The organism is Streptomyces sp. NPDC088116 (assembly GCF_044741745.1).
GTDB lineage: Bacteria > Actinomycetota > Actinomycetes > Streptomycetales > Streptomycetaceae > Streptomyces.
Window position 1 is genome coordinate 233,476 of the sequence record NZ_JBIUTF010000008.1, and the last position, 18,108, is coordinate 251,583.

Annotated in this window: 14 protein-coding genes; 8 read left to right on the forward strand and 6 right to left on the reverse strand. The window is 69.1% G+C overall.

Annotation, left to right across the window (positions count from 1 at the left end; genetic code table 11):
* Nucleotides 1-130 precede the first annotated feature (130 nt).
* The gene (locus ACIOJD_RS29955; protein ID WP_401919163.1) at nucleotides 131-451 is read left to right on the forward strand and encodes a ferredoxin; all 321 of its coding nucleotides are present in this window, start codon (nucleotides 131-133) and stop codon (nucleotides 449-451) included.
* A 49-nt stretch (nucleotides 452-500) separates the two neighbouring features.
* Here the strand turns inward: ACIOJD_RS29955 and ACIOJD_RS29960 are convergent, their stop codons facing one another.
* The 3 genes from ACIOJD_RS29960 to ACIOJD_RS29970 all read right to left on the reverse strand — a co-directional run bounded on the left by ACIOJD_RS29960 (nucleotide 501) and on the right by ACIOJD_RS29970 (nucleotide 3,498).
* Nucleotides 501-1,085: a hypothetical protein gene (locus ACIOJD_RS29960; protein WP_401919164.1), complete on the reverse strand. Its 585-nt coding sequence runs from the start codon at nucleotides 1,083-1,085 to the stop codon at nucleotides 501-503.
* Between the two features lie 178 nt (nucleotides 1,086-1,263).
* Nucleotides 1,264-2,169, reverse strand: coding sequence for a tRNA (adenine-N1)-methyltransferase (locus ACIOJD_RS29965; protein WP_401919165.1), 906 nt, complete (start codon nucleotides 2,167-2,169; stop codon nucleotides 1,264-1,266).
* An 87-nt stretch (nucleotides 2,170-2,256) separates the two neighbouring features.
* A complete protein-coding gene (locus tag ACIOJD_RS29970) occupies nucleotides 2,257-3,498 on the reverse strand; it encodes a site-2 protease family protein (protein ID WP_401919166.1) in 1,242 nt (413 codons plus the stop codon).
* 61 nt (nucleotides 3,499-3,559) lie between these two features.
* Here ACIOJD_RS29970 and ACIOJD_RS29975 point away from each other — a divergent pair, with 61 nt between their 5' ends.
* Both ACIOJD_RS29975 and ACIOJD_RS29980 read left to right on the forward strand, forming a co-directional pair.
* Nucleotides 3,560-4,501 (forward strand): RecB family exonuclease, encoded by a 942-nt coding sequence (locus ACIOJD_RS29975; protein ID WP_401919168.1) that lies wholly within the window; start codon nucleotides 3,560-3,562, stop codon nucleotides 4,499-4,501.
* Between the two features lie 260 nt (nucleotides 4,502-4,761).
* On the forward strand, nucleotides 4,762-5,433 hold the full coding sequence (locus ACIOJD_RS29980; protein WP_401919169.1) for a response regulator: 672 nt from the start codon (nucleotides 4,762-4,764) through the stop codon (nucleotides 5,431-5,433).
* A gap of 97 nt (nucleotides 5,434-5,530) precedes the next feature.
* Here ACIOJD_RS29980 and ACIOJD_RS29985 read toward each other — a convergent pair whose 3' ends face one another.
* The 3 genes from ACIOJD_RS29985 to metH form a co-directional block, all read right to left on the reverse strand.
* Nucleotides 5,531-7,144: an ABC transporter substrate-binding protein gene (locus tag ACIOJD_RS29985; RefSeq protein WP_401919170.1), complete on the reverse strand. Its 1,614-nt coding sequence runs from the start codon at nucleotides 7,142-7,144 to the stop codon at nucleotides 5,531-5,533.
* Between the two features lie 506 nt (nucleotides 7,145-7,650).
* Nucleotides 7,651-8,352, reverse strand: coding sequence for an HAD family hydrolase (locus ACIOJD_RS29990; protein WP_401919171.1), 702 nt, complete (start codon nucleotides 8,350-8,352; stop codon nucleotides 7,651-7,653).
* Nucleotides 8,353-8,528: 176 nt separating this feature from the next.
* Nucleotides 8,529-12,041: a methionine synthase gene (metH, locus tag ACIOJD_RS29995; protein WP_401919173.1), complete on the reverse strand. Its 3,513-nt coding sequence runs from the start codon at nucleotides 12,039-12,041 to the stop codon at nucleotides 8,529-8,531.
* A 237-nt stretch (nucleotides 12,042-12,278) separates the two neighbouring features.
* Here metH and ACIOJD_RS30000 point away from each other — a divergent pair, with 237 nt between their 5' ends.
* The 5 genes from ACIOJD_RS30000 (at nucleotide 12,279) to ACIOJD_RS30020 (ending at nucleotide 18,094) form a co-directional block, all read left to right on the forward strand.
* A complete protein-coding gene (locus ACIOJD_RS30000) occupies nucleotides 12,279-13,043 on the forward strand; it encodes an IclR family transcriptional regulator (protein WP_401919175.1) in 765 nt (254 codons plus the stop codon).
* Between the two features lie 227 nt (nucleotides 13,044-13,270).
* Entirely contained in the window at nucleotides 13,271-14,062 is a 792-nt protein-coding gene (locus tag ACIOJD_RS30005; RefSeq protein WP_401919176.1) for an MIP/aquaporin family protein, read from the forward strand.
* Nucleotides 14,063-14,098: 36 nt separating this feature from the next.
* Nucleotides 14,099-15,649, forward strand: coding sequence for a glycerol kinase GlpK (glpK, locus tag ACIOJD_RS30010; RefSeq protein ID WP_401919178.1), 1,551 nt, complete (start codon nucleotides 14,099-14,101; stop codon nucleotides 15,647-15,649).
* A gap of 54 nt (nucleotides 15,650-15,703) precedes the next feature.
* On the forward strand, nucleotides 15,704-17,314 hold the full coding sequence (locus tag ACIOJD_RS30015; RefSeq protein WP_401919179.1) for an FAD-dependent oxidoreductase: 1,611 nt from the start codon (nucleotides 15,704-15,706) through the stop codon (nucleotides 17,312-17,314).
* Nucleotides 17,315-17,422: 108 nt separating this feature from the next.
* Nucleotides 17,423-18,094: a FadR/GntR family transcriptional regulator gene (locus tag ACIOJD_RS30020; RefSeq protein WP_401919181.1), complete on the forward strand. Its 672-nt coding sequence runs from the start codon at nucleotides 17,423-17,425 to the stop codon at nucleotides 18,092-18,094.
* Nucleotides 18,095-18,108 lie beyond the last annotated feature (14 nt).

Genomic DNA, 18,108 nt, shown 5'->3' on the forward strand with positions numbered 1-18,108 from the left:
TCACGCCAGGGGAATACCCACCCAGCGACACCGGAAAGCCGCCGGTTGTATCGTCGAAGTGTTCAACACCCGTCAAGGCTGGCGCGATTTACTTCATAACGCGCCACTCGACGCAGCAAACGGCAGGAGAATGAGCGTGCAGCAGGAGGCCCCCACCGAAGGCGCCACCGGGACCGGTGAACCCCTCGAGGTCTGGATCGACCAAGATCTCTGTACTGGGGACGGGATCTGTGCTCAGTACGCCCCGGAGGTCTTCGAGCTGGACATCGACGGCCTGGCCTACGTGAAGAGTTCCGGGGACGAACTGCTCCAGTCACCCGGCGCCACCACACCCGTGCCCCTCACGCTGCTGAACGACGTCGTCGATTCGGCCAAGGAGTGCCCGGGTGACTGCATTCACGTACGTCGGGTTTCGGACAGTGTCGAGGTGTACGGACCCGACGCGGAATAGCGGCATAGATGGCCGGATCCAGCTCCCGAGCGTTACTCGGAGTGACTGCTCACATGCCACGTGCCGCGGGCTGTTCGCCGCGTACGAAGGCGCCGTTCTTCCACTGCCAGGAGACCCGCTCCTCCTGGTCGGGGCAGCAGCGCGGCACGTCAGGCCCCGAGTAGCCGAGCAGGGTCGCCAGGACCGCTCCGTCACGTATCGCGAAGTCGGGTCCGACGCTCTGCTTGTCCGCCGGATCGACCAGGGTCGCCACGACCCTCGGCCCGGACTTCGACGCGCCGGTCAGCACGTACACACCGCTCGGAGGGGTGCCCGAGCCGGCGTCGCAACGGACCGCCGCGACCGTCTCGGGGGCGCCGTCCCCGTCGAGATCGCCGGAGGCCTTCCGCGCCACGACGATGGCCGCTCCCCCGCACTCCAGCGGGAAGTCCGCACCGGACGGATCGGGGGCGGACAGGTCCTGTCCGGGGGCCGCTGCTCTCAGGGTCCCGGCACCCGACTGGGACGCCTTGGCGTCGCCTGGTTCCATCAGTCCCGCCAGGGCGACGACAGCGGCCATCGCGGTGGCCGTCGCGAGCCAGTGCATCGGGTGGGGCCGGGTGTGCGGGAGGTCCGGGGCGTCGGAGAGCTGCACGCGGAGTGTCTCCTGTGAAGGCGTTGCCGGGGAAAAACAACGGTGGGAAGGTGCCAGCATCGTGCCACACGTCACAGTGAGACGGAACAGCGGGGTGTGCGTACGCACAACATGAAGACGCCGCCGTCGAGTTCCGCTTCCTGAGCGGGAACTCGACGGCGGCGTTGCCGTGTTGGGGTCAGCCGCGCGAGCCGCCGCTCCCGCTGCCGGGACCGTCGTAGTCGTCGCCGTACGCGCCCTTGGCGGGACGACGGCGGCGCAGCGGCGGTTCGACGCCGTCGGCGAGACGGCGGGCGGTCACCAGGAAGCCGGTGTGGCCGATCATCCGGTGGTCCGGGCGTACGGCCAGGCCCTCGACGTGCCAGTTGCGGATCATCGACTCCCAGGCGGCCGGCTCGTTGAACGTGCCGAACTCCCGGATCGTCTCCACGGTGCGGGCGAGTTGTGTGGTCGTCGCGACGTACGCGCAGAGGATGCCGCCGGGAACGAGCGCCTTGGAGACGGCCTCGATGCACTCCCAGGGGGCGAGCATGTCCAGGATCACCCGGTCGACGTCCGTGTCCGACAGATTGTCCTGAAGGTCACCGACCGTCAACTGCCAGGCGGGGTGCGGCTCGCCGAAGTAGCGCTCCACGTTCTGCTGGGCGATGTCGGCGAAGTCCTGGCGTCGCTCGTACGAGTGCAGCATGCCCTGGTCTCCGATGACACGCAGCAGAAAAGCGCTGAGCGAGCCGGAGCCCACACCCGCCTCTACGACGCGTGCGCCGGGGAAGATGTCGGCGAAGGCCAGGATCTGGCCGGCGTCCTTCGGGTAGACCACCGCGGCGCCGCGGGGCATGGACAGGACATAGTCGGGGAGCAGGGGGCGCAGCGCGAGGTAGGCGACGTTTCCCGTGGTACGGACAACACTGCCCTCGGGAGCACCGATCAGCTCGTCGTGCGGGAAGGACCCTTTGTGGGTGTGGAAATTCTTCCCGGCTTCGAGCGTGAAGGTGTAGTGGCGTCCCTTGGGGTCGGTGAGCTGGACCTGGTCCCCGACCTTGAAGGGGCCGCGACGACGGGCGGCACCGGTCGGTTCGGACATGCGACCAGCCTAGCTGCTTTTCTTACGGGCTCGGCGCGCCGTCAGGCGGGGGCGGTGGGGGTGCGCGGCACCTCGGGTACGGCGCCCCTACTGCGGCCGGGCCATCGCCGCGACGAAGGCTCGCTCCACGTCCGCCGTGGACAGGACCCCGTAGATCTCGCCCGTCTCCTCCAGCACCAGGTACTCCGTCGCGGGACTCGCCCGCAGCCGTTCCAGGAGCGCCTCTCCGGCCAGTTCCGCCGGCACCTTCATGCCTTCCGTGAGGTCCTGCGCCAGTCCGCTCACCGCGACCCAGGGGCGGCGGTGCTGCGGGACGCCGACGATCGCGGACTCGCGGACCAGCGCCGTCGGGTCCCCGTGGCCGTCGACGACGACCAGGGCGCGGGCGCCCGCCTCGTTGGCGCGGCGGAGGGCTTCGGAGAGCGGGGTACTGGACTCGACCGGCACCGCGCGGCGGGTGAGCGCGCGGGCCTGGAGCTCGGGGAGGTGTTCGCGGAGCCGGGCCATCCGCAGGCTGTTGCCGGCGCCGGTCCAGATGATCGCGGCGAGGATCGCGGCGAGCAGCGCGTCGGTGACGGTCTCCATGCCGCTGACATGTTCGGTGGACGCGCCGAGTACACCCGTCTGGGTGAGCAGTGGCAGGCCGATGAGGACGGCGACGGCCAGTGCGCGGCCGACCCAGGCGGCGGCGACGGTGCCGCTCATCGGCTTTCCGGTGATCTTCCAGACGACCGCGCGCAGCATCCGGCCGCCGTCCAGCGGCAGGCCGGGCAGCAGGTTGAAGACCGCGACGATGAGGTTGGAGATCATCAGACCGGCGAGCAGGACCCCGGGGACCGTTCCGGCGTCGACGGCCAGCAGGCCGAGGTAGAAGACGCCGGCGAGGACCAGTGAGAGCAGCGGCCCGACGAAGGCCAGGATGAACTCACGGCCCGGTGTCTCGGACTCCTTCTCGATCTCGGAGACGCCGCCGAAGAACTGGAGCTGGATCCGGCGCACGGGCAGTTTGAAGCGCAGCGCGGCGACCGTGTGGGCCAATTCGTGTACGAGTACGGAGGCGTAGAAGGCGACCGCGAAGAACAGGGACACCAGGTACCGGAGGCCGCCCAGATCGGGCAGGACGCGGTCGAGCTGGCCGCCGAAGATCCAGGTGATGAGCGCGGCCACCAGGAACCAGCTGGGCGCGACATAGACGGGCACGCCGAAGGGGCGGCCCATGAGAATGCCGCCACCGGGGTCTTCGCGCCGCGGCGGCTTCCCACCGGGGCCCGTGTCCCCCTTACCGGGCTGCGGCGTCTTGCTCTCGCCGCGCTCGTCTTCCTCTTTCACGGGTTCCCTTCGTCGGCAGCGTCGCTCGCTCGATCATGCAGTGCGAGAGGCTCTGTAGTCGATGGTATTCGGCTCGCTGTCAGTGTCGGGTCGTAGGGTCTGCGTCATGAGTACGAGCCTGCCGCCTTCTTCGCTGTCTCCGTCCCGTGCGAGCGACTTCATGCAGTGCCCGCTGCTGTACCGGTTCCGGGTGATCGACAAGCTGCCGGAGAAGCCGAGCGAGGCCGCGACGCGGGGGACGCTGGTGCATGCCGTGCTGGAGCGGCTCTTCGACGCGCCCGCCGTCGAGCGCACGGCGCCGCGGGCCAGGGCTCTGGTGCCCGGTCAGTGGGACCGGCTGCTGGAGTCCCGGCCCGAGCTGGGCGAGCTGTTCGCGCAGGACACGGAGGGCGAGCGGCTGACGCGCTGGCTGGCGGAGGCGGAGCGGCTGGTCGAGCGGTGGTTCTCGCTGGAGGATCCGACTCGTCTGGAGCCCGCGGAGCGGGAGCTGTTCGTCGAGACGGAGCTGGACTCGGGGCTGCGGCTGCGCGGGGTGATCGACCGCGTCGACGTGGCGCCCACGGGCGAGGTGCGGATCGTCGACTACAAGACGGGCAAGGCCCCGCGTCCGGAGTACGCGGAGGGGGCGCGGTTCCAGATGACGTTCTACGCCCTGGTGATCCGGCGGCTGAAGCGGGTGCTGCCGCGCCGTCTCCAACTGGTGTATCTGGGCAGCGGCGAGATCGTGACGTACGACCCGGTGGAGGCTGATCTGGAGCGGGTGGAGCGCAAGCTGCTGGCGCTGTGGGACGCGATCAAGCTCGCCACCGAGACGGGTGACTGGCGGCCACGGCCCACCAAGCTGTGCGGCTGGTGCGACCACCAGGCGTTCTGCCCGGAATTCGGCGGTACGCCTCCGGTGTATCCGCTGAGTGTCGCGCCGGTGGGTGCCACGCCGGTGGACGGCGGCGGGCGGGAGCAGGAGGCGGGGCGGGAGAGCGTGAGCGTGCCGGAGGGCGCCTAGGGTCTTTCGTTTGGATCAGGCCGGATCAGGGAGCGGGGTCTGGTGCCGTGGATCGCAAGCGCCAGGGCGCGCGCGGGGTGGTTTCCTGTGGGCGTTTCGGCAACGTGGCGAGGTAGCGCCCGCCGCGGTGGCGGGCTGATGTCACCGCGGCGTTCCGGGCCCGGCAGAGATCGACCGGACAGGACCTGGGCTCCGCGCCCGGCGGAGTCGTGGTGGGGCGGTCAGGGCAGAATGGGGCCGGTCTATTGAAGGAGTTCTCCGTGACTGTCCGCGTCCTACTGGTCGACGACCAGCCGCTGTTGCGCACCGGCTTCCGGATGATCCTGGAGGCGGAGCAGGACATCGCGGTCGTCGGCGAGGCCGGGGACGGCCTCCAGGCCATCGACCAGGTCCGCGCGTTGCAGCCCGATGTGGTGCTGATGGACATCCGTATGCCCCGGATGGACGGGGTCGAGGCGACCCGCCAGATCACCGGCCCCGGCCGGGACGGTCCGGCGAAGGTGCTGGTCCTGACGACCTTCGACCTCGACGAGTACGTGGTGGAGGCGCTGCGCGCGGGTGCCAGCGGCTTCCTGCTCAAGGACGCGCCCGCCAATGAGCTGGTGCAGGCGATCCGTGTCGTCGCGGCGGGCGAGGCGATGCTCGCGCCGAGCATCACGCGCCGGCTGCTCGACAAGTACGCGGATCAACTGCCGTCCGGCGAGGAGCCGATGCCCGACACGCTGCACACGCTGACCGAGCGCGAGGTCGAGGTGCTCAAGCTGGTCGCCCGCGGGCTGTCCAACGCGGAGATCGCCGCGGATCTGTTCGTCAGTGAGACCACGGTCAAGACCCATGTCGGTCATGTGCTGACCAAGTTGGGGCTGCGCGACCGGGTTCAGGCCGCGGTGTACGCGTACGAGAGCGGCCTGGTACGCCCCGGCGCCCAGTGAGTGAGAGCGGTGGCGCTGCCGTGAAGCACGCGGCGGCACCGCCGTGACATGCCTGGGGCGCCGCTCGGGCGGCGCCCCAGGCATGTGTCGGCAGCGGTCAGGCGGCGGGCGCGGAGGATCCGCGGCGCAGCTCCCACAGCGAGAGTTCGGCGGACGAGTTGACCGCCCACTCCACACCCGCGATGTCGTCGTGTGAGGCGACGTACGTCTTGCCCTGCCACAGCGGCAGCACCGGCACATCGTCGGCGACGATGTCCTGGATCTTGCCGAAGGTCTTCGTCGCGGCGCTGCGGTCGGCCTCGCGGCGCGACTGCGGGATCAGCTGCCCGCGCAGCGTGTTGTTGGTGTACGGCGAATTGAGGGTGTTGTCCGCGTCGAGGAACGGCACGATGTAGTTCTCCGGGTCCGGGAAGTCCGGGAACCACCCCATGCCGTAGACCTCGTAGTCGCCGTCGATCTGGTTGGGCCGGAAGTTCTTCCACTCCTCGCCCTTGATGGAGACGTCGAAGAGCCCGCTGCTGTTGAGCTGGTCCCGGAGGGTCTCGAACTCCTTCTGGGTGCCCGCGCCGTAGTGGTCGCTGGTGTAGTGCAGCGTCAGCTTCACCGGGGTGTTGATGCTCGCGTCGCTCAGCGTGGACTCGGCCTTGGCCAGGTCGCGGTCCCCGTACTTGTTGAAGAACGAGTTGGTGTGCGTGGCGACGTTCGACGGGATGATGGAGTACAGCGGCTCGGCCATGCCGTCGTACACCTTGCTGATCAGGTCACCGCGGTCGATGGTGTAGGCGACGGCCTGACGGACCGCCTTCTCCTTGGCGGCCGGGGCATCCGTGTCGAAGCCGAGGAAGCGGATCTCCAGGCCGGGCAGCTCGGTGAGCTGGATGCCGTCCTTGGGGCTCCTGAGCATCTTCTGGACCTGCTGGGGCGACATGGCCCGGGTCATCACGTCGATGTCGGCGGAGTCGAGCGCCTTGCCCATGGAGTCGGAGTCCTTGAAGGACCGGAGTTCGACCTTGTCGTTCTGGATGTTCCGGTCACCCTTGTAGTTCGGGTTCCTGGTGAAGGTGGCCTGGACGATCGTGTCGTCCTTCACGTCGGCCTTGAAGGTGTACGGCCCTGAGCCGTCGATCTCGAAGCCGTCGCGGACCTTGTTCTTGGGGTACAGCTTCGAGCTCACGATGCCGGCCACCGGGGTGGACAGCTTGTAGGGGAACGTGGCGTCGGAGGACTTGAGATGGAAGATGATCTCGGAGTCGCCGTTGGTCTCCAGCGCGTCGACGTTCCCCATCAACGCGTAGACGCCGCTGGCGGCCTTGATGTCCTGGGTCCGCTGGATGGAGTACTTCACGTCCTCGGCGGTGATGGGGTCGCCGTTGGCGAACTGGAGCCCCTCGCGCAGGGTGCAGCGGTAGCTCTGGTTCTCACGGTCCGTGAACCCGCACTTGGAGGCCGCTTCGGGCACCGGCGCGCCACCGCCGCGCGGAATCTGCATCAGCGTCTGGACCGTCTGACGGAGGATGTTCCAGGTGCCGATGTCGTATGCGGCGGCCGGGTCCAGCGGCGCGGGTGCGTCCTTCGTGGCCGCGTACTGGTCCGTGGTGCCCACAACAATGGCGTCACCGCCGTCGGAGCCACCGTCCGAGTCGCCGCAGCCGGCGAGCACGGGCGCAAGCAGGCCGATGACGGCCGACAGCACCAAAGTCTTGCGGTTCATCCTGGACGTACTCCCTCATCCGGCACTGACATACAGCGGTGCACATGGGAGACTCCGCCGCGTTTGCCCGTTCGGGGCAGTGCGATCGGGCCGGGAAACAGGGCGATCGGTCCTGTGCTCATGGCGACTTGGGTGGCCGCCGGGACACGTCGTTGATGCGGCGAAGTGCTCGCGAAGAGATTAGTCGGAGGCGCCAGGAATGCCGGAACGGGCTTGAAGCGATTCGACATCACACAGTGATCGGCAATAGCCGCGTGTGGATATTCGGGCGCCGGAATGTTTCGTACACGTCCGTATCAATCAGGACACAAGGCCCCAGGTGGACCCGCCACAGGGCGGGGCGGATCAGCCCCGCCCGCGCCTGTCGATGAGAGAGAGGGTGACAAAGGTCACTCTCGAAGCCCTTTGCGGGGATCATGAATGCGGCCCGGGAGAGCAACGGAAAACGTCCGTGCCCATGCCGGGAGTTTCCGTTGCGCATTCAAGCACAACGCTCGGTACACGAATCAGTGGCCGCGCGTCATCATCTCGCGCAGAAATACGAGATCGACCTCCTCCAGCGACCCGACGACCATCCGCCCGTCGGCGGGTGCGATCGGGGCGACCGAGGGGACGGCGACCACCCGGCAGCCCGCGGCCTCCGCCGAGGCGACGCCGGTGGCCGTGTCCTCGATGACGGCGCACCGCGACGGATCGGCGCCCAGGCGCCGGGCGGCGAGGAGGTACGGGTCGGGGTGCGGCTTCGTACGGGGTACCTCGTCACCGGCCACGGTGAGCGCGAAGTACTGGGGCCCGAGCGAGGCCAGCACCCGGTCGATGATGCGCCGGTGCGAGGCGGAGACCAGGGCGGTGGGCACCCCCTGCGCGGCCAGTTCGGCCAGGAGCCGCTCCGCGCCGGGCATCATCGGCACCCCGCGCCCGATGCGGTCCTCGAAGGTGTCGTTGAGCAGCACAGTCAGCTCGGCGAGGGTGACGGCGGCGCCGGTGGCCTCGATGAGGAAGCCCGCGCTGCGGGTCATGGGCCCGCCGACCACCACATCGCGCCAGGCCTCGTCGAGGACGTGTCCGAGGGCCTTGAAGACCTCGACCTCCGCGTCCCACCAGAATCCCTCGGTGTCGACGAGGGTGCCGTCCATGTCGAGCAGGACGGCCTGAAGCATGGAGCCATCGGCCGTTCGGGTCATCGACGCGGGGACCGTACTGGTCATCCGGCACACCTCCATGAGGGACGAGAAGGCCGGTCACCTCTCCCTCCGGGTCTCCCCGCCGGGACAGGCGACCGGCCTGCGCTGGGCCGACAAGTGTACGACTCGTCCGCTCGTCCTGCGCCCCGGTCCGCGGAGCGGACCGGGGCGCGTGTGAGGCGTCGGTGAGCGCGGACGGATCAGCGCGCGTTGAAGTACTTCGCCTCCGGGTGGTGGATGACGATGGCGTCCGTGGACTGCTCGGGGTGGAGCTGGAACTCCTCGGAGAGCTGGACACCGATCCGCTCGGGCTCCAGCAGCTCGGCGATCTTCGCGCGGTCCTCCAGGTCGGGGCAGGCACCGTAGCCGAGCGAGAAGCGGGCGCCCCGGTACTTCAGGGCGAACATGTCCTCGACCTCGGCGGGGTCCTCACCCGCGTACCCCAGCTCGGAGCGGACCCGGGCGTGCCAGTACTCGGCGAGCGCCTCGGCGAGCTGGACGGAGAGCCCGTGCAGTTCGAGGTAGTCGCGGTAGGAGTTGGACTCGAACAGCTCCGCGGTGGCCTCACCGATCTTCGAGCCGACGGTGACGACCTGGAGGCCGACGACATCCGTCTCGCCGGACTCCTCCGGGCGGAAGAAGTCCGCCAGGCAGAGCCTGCGGCCGCGGCGCTGGCGCGGGAAGGTGAAGCGGGTGCGCTCGGAGCCGTCGTCGTTGAGCAGGATGAGGTCGTCGCCCTTGGACACGCAGGGGAAGTAGCCGTAGACGACGGCCGCTTCCAGCATGTTCTGGGTCTGCATCTGGTCCAGCCAGCCGCGCAGATGGGGCCGGCCCTCGGTCTCCACCAGCTCCTCGTAGCTGGGGCCGCCGCCCTTGCGGGCCTCCTTGAGGCCCCACTGGCCCTTGAAGAGCGCTCCCTCGTCCAGCCAGGACGCGTACTCCTTGAGCTGGATGCCCTTGACCACGCGGGTGCCCCAGAACGGCGGCACCGGTACGGGGTTGTCGACCGCGACGTCGGAGCGGGCCGCGCCCTCCTCGGGCCGCTCCTCCACCACGGTGTTCGCCGTCGCGCGGACCCGTCGCTGCTTCAGCTCGGGGAGCGTGGCGCCGGGGACCCCGCGCTTGACGGCGATCAGGGCGTCCATCAGGCGCAGGCCCTCGAACGCGTCGCGCGCGTAGCGGACTTCGCCCTCGTAGATCTCGTGCAGGTCCTGCTCGACGTACGCCCGGGTCAGCGCCGCGCCACCGAGGATCACCGGGTAGTCGGCCGCCATCCGGCGCTGGTTGAGCTCTTCCAGGTTCTCCTTCATGATCACGGTCGACTTCACCAGCAGACCGGACATGCCGATGACATCGGCCCGGTGCTCCTCGGCGGCCTCCAGGATCGCGCTGACGGGCTGCTTGATGCCCAGGTTCACCACGTTGTAGCCGTTGTTGGAGAGGATGATGTCCACGAGGTTCTTGCCGATGTCGTGGACGTCGCCGCGGACGGTGGCGAGCACGATCGTGCCCTTGCCGTCGTCGTCGGTCTTCTCCATGTGCGGTTCGAGGTGGGCCACGGCGGTCTTCATGACCTCGGCGGACTGGAGCACGAACGGCAGCTGCATCTGGCCGGAGCCGAACAGTTCACCGACGACCTTCATGCCTTCCAGCAGCGTGGCGTTGACGATGTCGAGCGCGGGGCGGGTCTGGAGGGCCTCGTCCAGGTCGGCCTCCAGGCCGTTCCTCTCGCCGTCGATGATGCGGCGCTGGAGGCGCTCGTCCAGCGGCAGGGCGAGGAGTTCCTCGGCCCGGCCGTCCTTCATCGACTTGGTGTTGACGCCCTCGAAGAGCTCCATGAGCTTCTGGAGCGGGTCGTACCCCTCGGCGCGCCGGTCGTAGACCAGGTCGAGGGCCACCTTGACCTGCTCCTCCTCCAGGCGCGCGATCGGCAGGATCTTGGAGGCGTGCACGATCGCGGAGTCCAGGCCGGCCTTGACGCACTCGTCCAGGAAGACGGAGTTGAGGACGATCCGGGCGGCCGGGTTGAGGCCGAAGGAGATGTTGGACAGACCGAGCGTGGTCTGGACGTCCGGGTGGCGGCGCTTGAGCTCGCGGATCGCCTCGATCGTGGCGATGCCGTCGCCCCGGGACTCCTCCTGGCCGGTGCAGATGGTGAAGGTGAGGCAGTCGATGAGGATGTCCGACTCGTGTACGCCCCAGTTGCCGGTCAGGTCCTCGATGAGGCGCTCGGCGATGGCGACCTTGTGCTCGACGGTGCGGGCCTGGCCCTCCTCGTCGATGGTCAGCGCGATCAGCGCGGCACCGTGCTCGACCGCCAGCTCGGTGACCTTGGCGAAGCGCGACTCGGGGCCGTCGCCGTCCTCGTAGTTGACCGAGTTGATGACCGCGCGGCCGCCCAGCTTCTCCAGTCCGGCCTGGATGACCGGGAGTTCGGTGGAGTCGAGCACGATCGGCAGGGTGGAGGCGGTGGCGAACCGGCCCGCCAGCTCGGCCATGTCCGCGACGCCGTCCCGGCCGACGTAGTCGACGCAGAGGTCCAGCAGATGCGCGCCCTCGCGGATCTGGTCGCGGGCCATCTCCACACAGTCGTCCCAGCGGCCGTCCAGCATGGCCTCGCGGAACTTCTTCGATCCGTTGGCGTTCGTCCGCTCGCCGATGGCGAGGTACGAGGCGTCCTGGCGGAAGGGGACGGTCTGGTAGAGGGAGGCGGCGCCCGGCTCGGGGTGCGGCTCGCGGGCCGCGGTCTCCTGGCCGCGGACGCGCTCGACGACCTGGCGCAGATGCTCCGGGGTCGTACCGCAGCAGCCGCCGACCAGCGAGAGACCGTATTCGCGTACGAAGGTCTCCTGGGCGTCGGCCAGTTCCTCGGCCGACAGCGGGTAGTGCGCGCCGTCCTTGCCCAGCACCGGGAGACCGGCGTTGGGCATGCAGGACAGCGGGACGCGGGAGTGCCGGGCGAGATAGCGCAGGTGCTCGCTCATCTCGGCGGGTCCGGTGGCGCAGTTGAGACCGATCATGTCGATGCCCAGCGGTTCCAGCGCGGTCAGGGCCGCGCCGATCTCCGAACCGAGCAGCATCGTGCCGGTGGTCTCGACGGTCACGGAGCAGATGATCGGCAGATTGGTGCCGGTGGCCTCCAGGGCCCGGCGGGCGCCGAGGATGGCGGACTTGGTCTGGAGCAGGTCCTGGGTGGTCTCCACCAGGAGGGCGTCCGCGCCGCCGGCGATCATGCCTTCGGCGTTCTGCTGGTAGGCGTCGCGCAGCGCGGTGTACGGGGCGTGGCCCAGGGTCGGCAGCTTGGTGCCGGGGCCCATCGAGCCCAGCACCCAGCGCTGCTGCCCGGTGGAGGCGGTGAATTCGTCGGCGACTTCGCGGGCGATCCGGACGCCCGCCTCGGAGAGTTCGAAGACCCGCTCCGGGATGTCGTACTCGCCGAGCGCCGCGAGGTTCGCGCCGAAGGTGTTGGTCTCCACGCAGTCGACGCCGACGGCGAAGTACTCCTCGTGCACGGCCCGGACGATGTCCGGGCGTGTCACGTTGAGGATCTCGTTACAGCCTTCGAGATCCTGGAAGTCCTCAAGCGTCGGGTCCTGCGCCTGGATCATCGTGCCCATCGCGCCGTCGGCCACCACCACGCGGGTGGCGAGGGCTTCACGGAAGGCATCGATACGGGTCCGGCTGTCGGTCGAGGGGGTTGGCGACGAGGCCATAAAAGTACTCCCGGGGCTGCGACGGCTGTCGGCTTTGCGCCTGCGGATGGACGGCGCACCCGGCCAGCGTAGCGTCGCGCGCCTCATAACGGTGCGGCGTCCCAGCGGGCGGACGGCATCCTGTTCCGCGGGAACACCCAGGGCACACGGTCTTGACAGACTCTCTCCACAGTGAGACAAGGTCGGCATCGACCGATAGTGTTCAGCATTGTCGAACGTAGTGGAGGACCGGGTCCGATGGCGAAGAACATCCAGTCCCTTGAGCGGGCGGCGGCGATGCTCCGGCTCCTCGCGGGAGGCGAGCGCAGACTCGGCCTGTCCGAGATCTCCTCCTCGCTCGGACTGGCCAAGGGCACGGCGCACGGCATCCTGCGCACACTCCAGGCGGAGGGCTTCGTCGAGCAGGACACCCCGTCCGGCCGCTACCAGTTGGGGGCGGAGCTGCTGCGGCTCGGGAACAGCTATCTGGATGTGCACGAGCTGCGGGCGCGCGCCCTGGTCTGGACGGACGACCTCGCCCGTTCCAGCGGTGAGAGCGTCCATCTCGGGGTCGTGCACCAGCAGGGCGTACTGATCGTCCACCACGTCTTCCGCCCGGACGACAGCCGGCAGGTGCTGGAGGTGGGCGCCATGCAGCCCCTGCACTCCACCGCCCTGGGCAAGGTGCTCACCGCGTACGACCCGGTGGCCCACCACGAGGCGGTCGAGAGCGAGCGCTTGGCCCTCACCTCGCGGACCGTGACCGATCTGGCGGAGTTCGAGAAGGTGCTCGATCTGACCAGGGCGCGCGGCTGGGCCGCGGACGTCGAGGAGACCTGGGAGGGCGTGGCCGCGGTGGCCGCCCCCATCCACGACCGGCGGCGGATGCCCGTCGGGGCGATCGCCATCACCGGTGCGGTGGAACGCATCTGCCCGGCCGGGGAGGTGCGCTCGGAGCTGGTGGCGGCGGTACGGGAGTGCGCGCGCGCCGTTTCCCGGGACATCGGCGCCGGGCGCTTCTGAACCGGATGGCGGATCATCGGAATCAGGCGAGGTTTCGACCACCGAACCCTTGACGAGTGTCGGGCCGCAGGACAAAACTGCCGTTCAGCGGTCGGCATTGTCGAACACTTACCGACAATACGAGTTAGTGTGTGACAACGCCAAGGGCCGATCACGCCCTCACCACGAGGGCGCGGACCACTGGTGCGAGCCGGCGGTTTGCCATTCCCTGGACGAAGGAGTCTCGGGTGTCCAACTTCGACATCTTCATAGGCGAGGTCACAGGTACCGCCCTGCTGATCCTGCTCGGTGGCGGCGTGGTCGCCGGCGTCGTACTCAAGCGCTCCAAGGCGCAGAACGCCGGCTGGGTCGCCATCAGCTTCGGCTGGGGCTTCGCCGTCATGGTCGGTGCGTATCTCTCGGCCGGGCTCTCCGGAGCCCACCTCAACCCCGCGGTCACCATCGGTCTCGCCATCGAGGGCGGAACGAAGTGGAGCGACGTCCCGCTCTACATCGGGTCCCAGATGCTGGGGGCGATCATCGGCGCCTTCCTGGTCTGGGTGGCCTACATGGGCCAGTTCAAGGCTCATCTGACCGACCCGGAGATCATCGCGGCGCAGCCGCGGGTCGAGGGACTCGTCGACCAGAAGTCGGCGCCCGCGGCGGGGCCCGTGCTCGGGGTGTTCTCGACGGGACCCGAGGTACGGAACCCGCTACAGAACGCGCTCACGGAGATCATCGCCACATTCGTCCTGGTCATCGCGATCCTCACACAGGGTCTGAACAACTCCGGCAACGGTCTGGGCACCCTCGGCGTCCTGATCACCTCGTTCGTCGTGGTGGGTATCGGCCTCTCGCTCGGCGGCCCCACCGGCTATGCGATCAATCCGGCGCGTGACCTCGGGCCACGGATCGTGCACGCGCTGCTGCCGTTGCCCAACAAGGGGGGTTCCGACTGGAGCTACGCCTGGATACCGGTTCTCGCGCCGCTGATCGGCGGCGCGCTGGCCGGCGGTTACTACAACTGGGTCCTGGCGTAAGCGCCTCCCTCCACGCATCGAACAGGAGCAGACACCGTGAGCGACACCACATCCACCGGCACCTCCTCCCACGGCACGGGACCGTTCATCGCGGCGATCGACCAGGGCACCACCTCCAGCCGCTGCATCGTCTTCGACCGCGACGGCCGGATCGTCTCCGTCGACCAGAAGGAACACGAGCAGATCTTCCCCAAGCCGGGCTGGGTGGAACACGACGCCACCGAGATCTGGACGAACGTCCAGGAGGTCGTGGCCCGCGCCATCGAGAAGGCCGGCATCACCTCCGCCGACGTCAAGGCGATCGGCATCACCAACCAGCGCGAGACGACCCTGCTCTGGGACAAGAACACCGGTGAACCGGTCCACAACGCCATCGTCTGGCAGGACACCCGTACCGACGCGCTCTGTCGCGAACTCGGCCGCAATGTCGGCCAGGACCGCTTCCGCCGCGAGACCGGCCTGCCGCTGGCGAGCTACTTCGCCGGTCCCAAGGCCCGCTGGCTGCTGGACAACGTCAAGGGCCTGCGCGAGCGCGCCGAGCGCGGCGACATCCTCTTCGGCACCATGGACTCCTGGGTCATCTGGAATCTGACCGGCGGCACCGACGGCGGTGTGCACGTCACGGACGTCACCAATGCCTCCCGCACGATGCTGATGAGCCTGCACACCCTTCAGTGGGACGCCAAGATCCTCGCCTCGATGGAGGTACCGGCCGCGATGCTGCCGGAGATCCGCTCCTCCGCCGAGGTGTACGGGAGGGCCAAGGGCGGCGTCCTGGACGGGATTCCGGTCGCCTCGGCGCTCGGCGACCAGCAGGCCGCGCTGTTCGGCCAGACCTGTTTCGCCGAGGGCGAGGCCAAATCGACGTACGGCACCGGCACGTTCATGCTGATGAACACCGCCGGCAAGCCCGTCAACTCCTACAACGGCCTGCTGACCACCGTCGGCTACCGCATCGGCGACCAGCCGGCGGTGTACGCCCTGGAGGGCTCCATCGCCGTCACCGGTTCGCTGGTGCAGTGGATGCGCGACCAGATGGGCCTGATCAAGTCCGCGGCCGAGATCGAGACCCTGGCGTCCTCGGTCGAGGACAACGGCGGCGCGTACTTCGTACCCGCCTTCTCCGGGCTCTTCGCACCGCACTGGCGCCCCGACGCCCGTGGGGTCATCGCCGGTCTGACCGGCTATGTCACCAAGGCGCACATCGCGCGCGCCGTGCTGGAGGCCACGGCCTGGCAGACCCGCGAGATCAGCGACGCCATGACCAAGGACTCCGGTGTCGAGCTGACCTCGCTCAAGGTCGACGGCGGAATGACGTCCAACAACCTGCTGATGCAGACGCTCTCCGACGTCCTCGACGCACCGGTGGTGCGCCCGATGGTCGCCGAGACCACCTGCCTCGGCGCCGCCTACGCCGCGGGTCTGGCCGTGGGCTTCTGGCCGGACACCGATGCACTGCGCGCCAACTGGCGCAGGGCCGCCGAGTGGACGCCCCGGATGGACGCGGACACCCGCGCCCGTGAGTACAAGAACTGGCTCAAGGCCGTCGAGCGGACCATGGGCTGGCTCGACGTCGACGACAGCTGACCAACCAACAGCCGGCCGGCGGTTCAGCCGGAGAGAGCTGAAGAGGAGTAGAACATGAGCACCCTGCAGAGTGTCCCCGCCCTGGGGACGCACCCGGCCGGCGGTTCCCTGCCGAGCCGTGCCGAAACCCGGGAACAGCTGTCCAACGCGACGTACGACCTCCTGGTGATCGGCGGCGGCATCCTGGGTATCTCCACCGCCTGGCATGCCTCCCAGTCGGGACTGCGGGTGGCCCTCGTGGACGGCGGCGACTTCGCCGGTGCCACCTCGTCCGCCTCCTCCAAGCTGCTCCACGGCGGCCTGCGCTACCTCCAGACCGGCGCGGTGAGGCTGGTCGCGGAGAACCACTTCGAGCGGCGTGCGGTGTCCCGGCAGGTGGCACCGCATCTGGCCAACCCGCTGACGTTCTACCTGCCGGTGTACAAGGGCGGCCCGCACGGCGCGACAAAGCTCGGCGCGGGCGTCTTCGCCTACTCCGCGCTCTCCGCGTTCGGTGACGGTGTCGGCCATGTGATCAGCCCGGCCAAGGCCCGCCAGTCCGTGCCCGCGCTGCGTACGGACAACCTCAAGGCCGTGGCCGTCTACGGCGACGACCAGATGAACGACGCGCGGATGGCGCTGATGACCGTCCGCGCGGCGGTCGACTCCGGGGCGACCGTCCTCAACCACGCCTCGGTCACCGGACTGCGCTTCACCCAGGGCCGGGTGACGGGCGCGGAACTCAAGGACCGTACGGACGGTACGGAGTTCGGCGTCAACGCGCGGCTGGTCCTCAACGCCACCGGCCCCTGGGTCGACCACCTGCGGAAGATGGAGAACCCCGACGCCGCCCCCTCCATCCGGCTCTCCAAGGGCGCGCACCTGGTCCTCAAGCGCACCGCGCCCTGGAAGGCCGCGCTCGCCACTCCCATAGACAAGTACCGCATCACCTTCGCCCTCCCCTGGGAGGACATGCTGCTGCTCGGGACGACGGACGAGGAGTACGAGGGCGACCCCGCGGACGTCTCGGTCAACGAGAAGGACATCCACCAGATCCTGGACGAGGCGGCGTTCTCGGTCCGGGACCAGCAGCTGACCCGCGATCTGATCACGTACTCCTTCGCCGGGCTGCGGGTGCTGCCCGGCGGGCCCGGCGACACCTCCAAGGCCAAGCGCGAGACGGTCGTGACGGAGGGCCGGGGCGGCATGCTGTCGGTCGCCGGCGGCAAGTGGACCACGTTCCGGCACATCGGCCGTACGGTGCTGGCGAAGCTGGAGTCCCTGCCGGGGCACCCGCTCGGCCAGGGCATGGAGCCGGTCGCGCGGCTGCCGAAGAAGCTTCCGCTGCCGGGCATCGCCAGCCCGAACGCGGTCGCCCACCGGCTGCTGATCGACGGCGGCGGCGAGGGGCCCTCCATGGCGGGGGACACCGCCCGGCACCTCGCCACCCACTACGGCTCGCTGGCCTTCGACATCGTGCGGCTGGCGAACGAGCACCCGGAGCTGGCCGAGCGCATCCACCCGGACGCGCCGGAGATCTGGGCGCAGGCCGTCTACGCCCGCGACCACGAGTGGGCCGAGACAGTGGACGACGTACTGCGCCGCCGTACGACACTGACGATCCGCGGCCTGGCCACGGACGAGATCCGCTCCAAGGTCGAGGACCTGCTGAAGAAGCGGGACTGACGGCACGGGTACGCGGGTGAGGGGCGCTTCCTTCGGGGAGCGCCCCTCACCCGTATTCCCACGGGACGCATAATGGGGGCCGATACATCGGATGTATGGAGGTCGCCCGTGGCTGTCACCGACGAGGCCATCGAGAGGATCAAGGGAATGATCGTCTCCGGCGCGCTGCGTCCGGGCGATCGTCTCCCCAAGGAGAGCGAGCTCGCCGCCGAGCTGGGGCTGTCCCGCAACTCCCTGCGCGAGGCGGTACGGGCACTGTCCCTCATCCGCATCCTCGACGTACGGCAGGGCGACGGCACATATGTCACGAGCCTCGATCCCCAACTGCTGCTGGAGGCACTCAGCTTCGTCGTGGACTTCCACCGGGACGACACCGTGCTGGAGTTCCTGGCCGTACGGCGCATCCTGGAGCCGGCCGCCACGGCGATGGCGAGCGTCCGGATCGGCGAGGACGAACTGGACGCGCTGAGCGCCCAGTTGGACGCCCTCGGTCCCGCTCCCTCGGTGGAACAACTGGTCGCGGCCGACCTGGAGTTCCACCGCGGCATCGTGCAGGCGTCGGGCAACTCGGTGCTCTGCTCGCTCCTGGACGGGCTCTCCGGACCGACCACCCGGGCCCGGATCTGGCGCGGGCTGACCCAGGAGGACGCGGTCAGCCGTACGCTCCACGAGCACCGGGCGATCCTGTCGGCGCTCCGTGACCGGGACGCCGAGGCGGCCAGGTCCTGGGCGACCGTGCACATCGCGAGCGTGGAGATGTGGCTGAGATCGACGCTCTGAGCCGCTGCCTCCCG

Excerpts from the sequence above, each read along its gene's own strand:
- ACIOJD_RS29955 (WP_401919163.1), top strand. The coding sequence starts at position 131 with ATGAGCGTGCAGCAGGAGGCCCCCACCGAAGGCGCCACCGGGACCGGT.
- ACIOJD_RS29965 (WP_401919165.1), bottom strand. The coding sequence starts at position 2,169 with ATGTCCGAACCGACCGGTGCCGCCCGTCGTCGCGGCCCCTTCAAGGTC.
- ACIOJD_RS29975 (WP_401919168.1), top strand. The coding sequence starts at position 3,560 with ATGGTATTCGGCTCGCTGTCAGTGTCGGGTCGTAGGGTCTGCGTCATG.
- ACIOJD_RS29985 (WP_401919170.1), bottom strand. The coding sequence starts at position 7,144 with ATGAACCGCAAGACTTTGGTGCTGTCGGCCGTCATCGGCCTGCTTGCG.
- ACIOJD_RS29990 (WP_401919171.1), bottom strand. The coding sequence starts at position 8,352 with ATGACCAGTACGGTCCCCGCGTCGATGACCCGAACGGCCGATGGCTCC.
- metH (WP_401919173.1), bottom strand. The coding sequence starts at position 12,041 with ATGGCCTCGTCGCCAACCCCCTCGACCGACAGCCGGACCCGTATCGAT.
- ACIOJD_RS30000 (WP_401919175.1), top strand. The coding sequence starts at position 12,279 with ATGGCGAAGAACATCCAGTCCCTTGAGCGGGCGGCGGCGATGCTCCGG.
- ACIOJD_RS30015 (WP_401919179.1), top strand. The coding sequence starts at position 15,704 with ATGAGCACCCTGCAGAGTGTCCCCGCCCTGGGGACGCACCCGGCCGGC.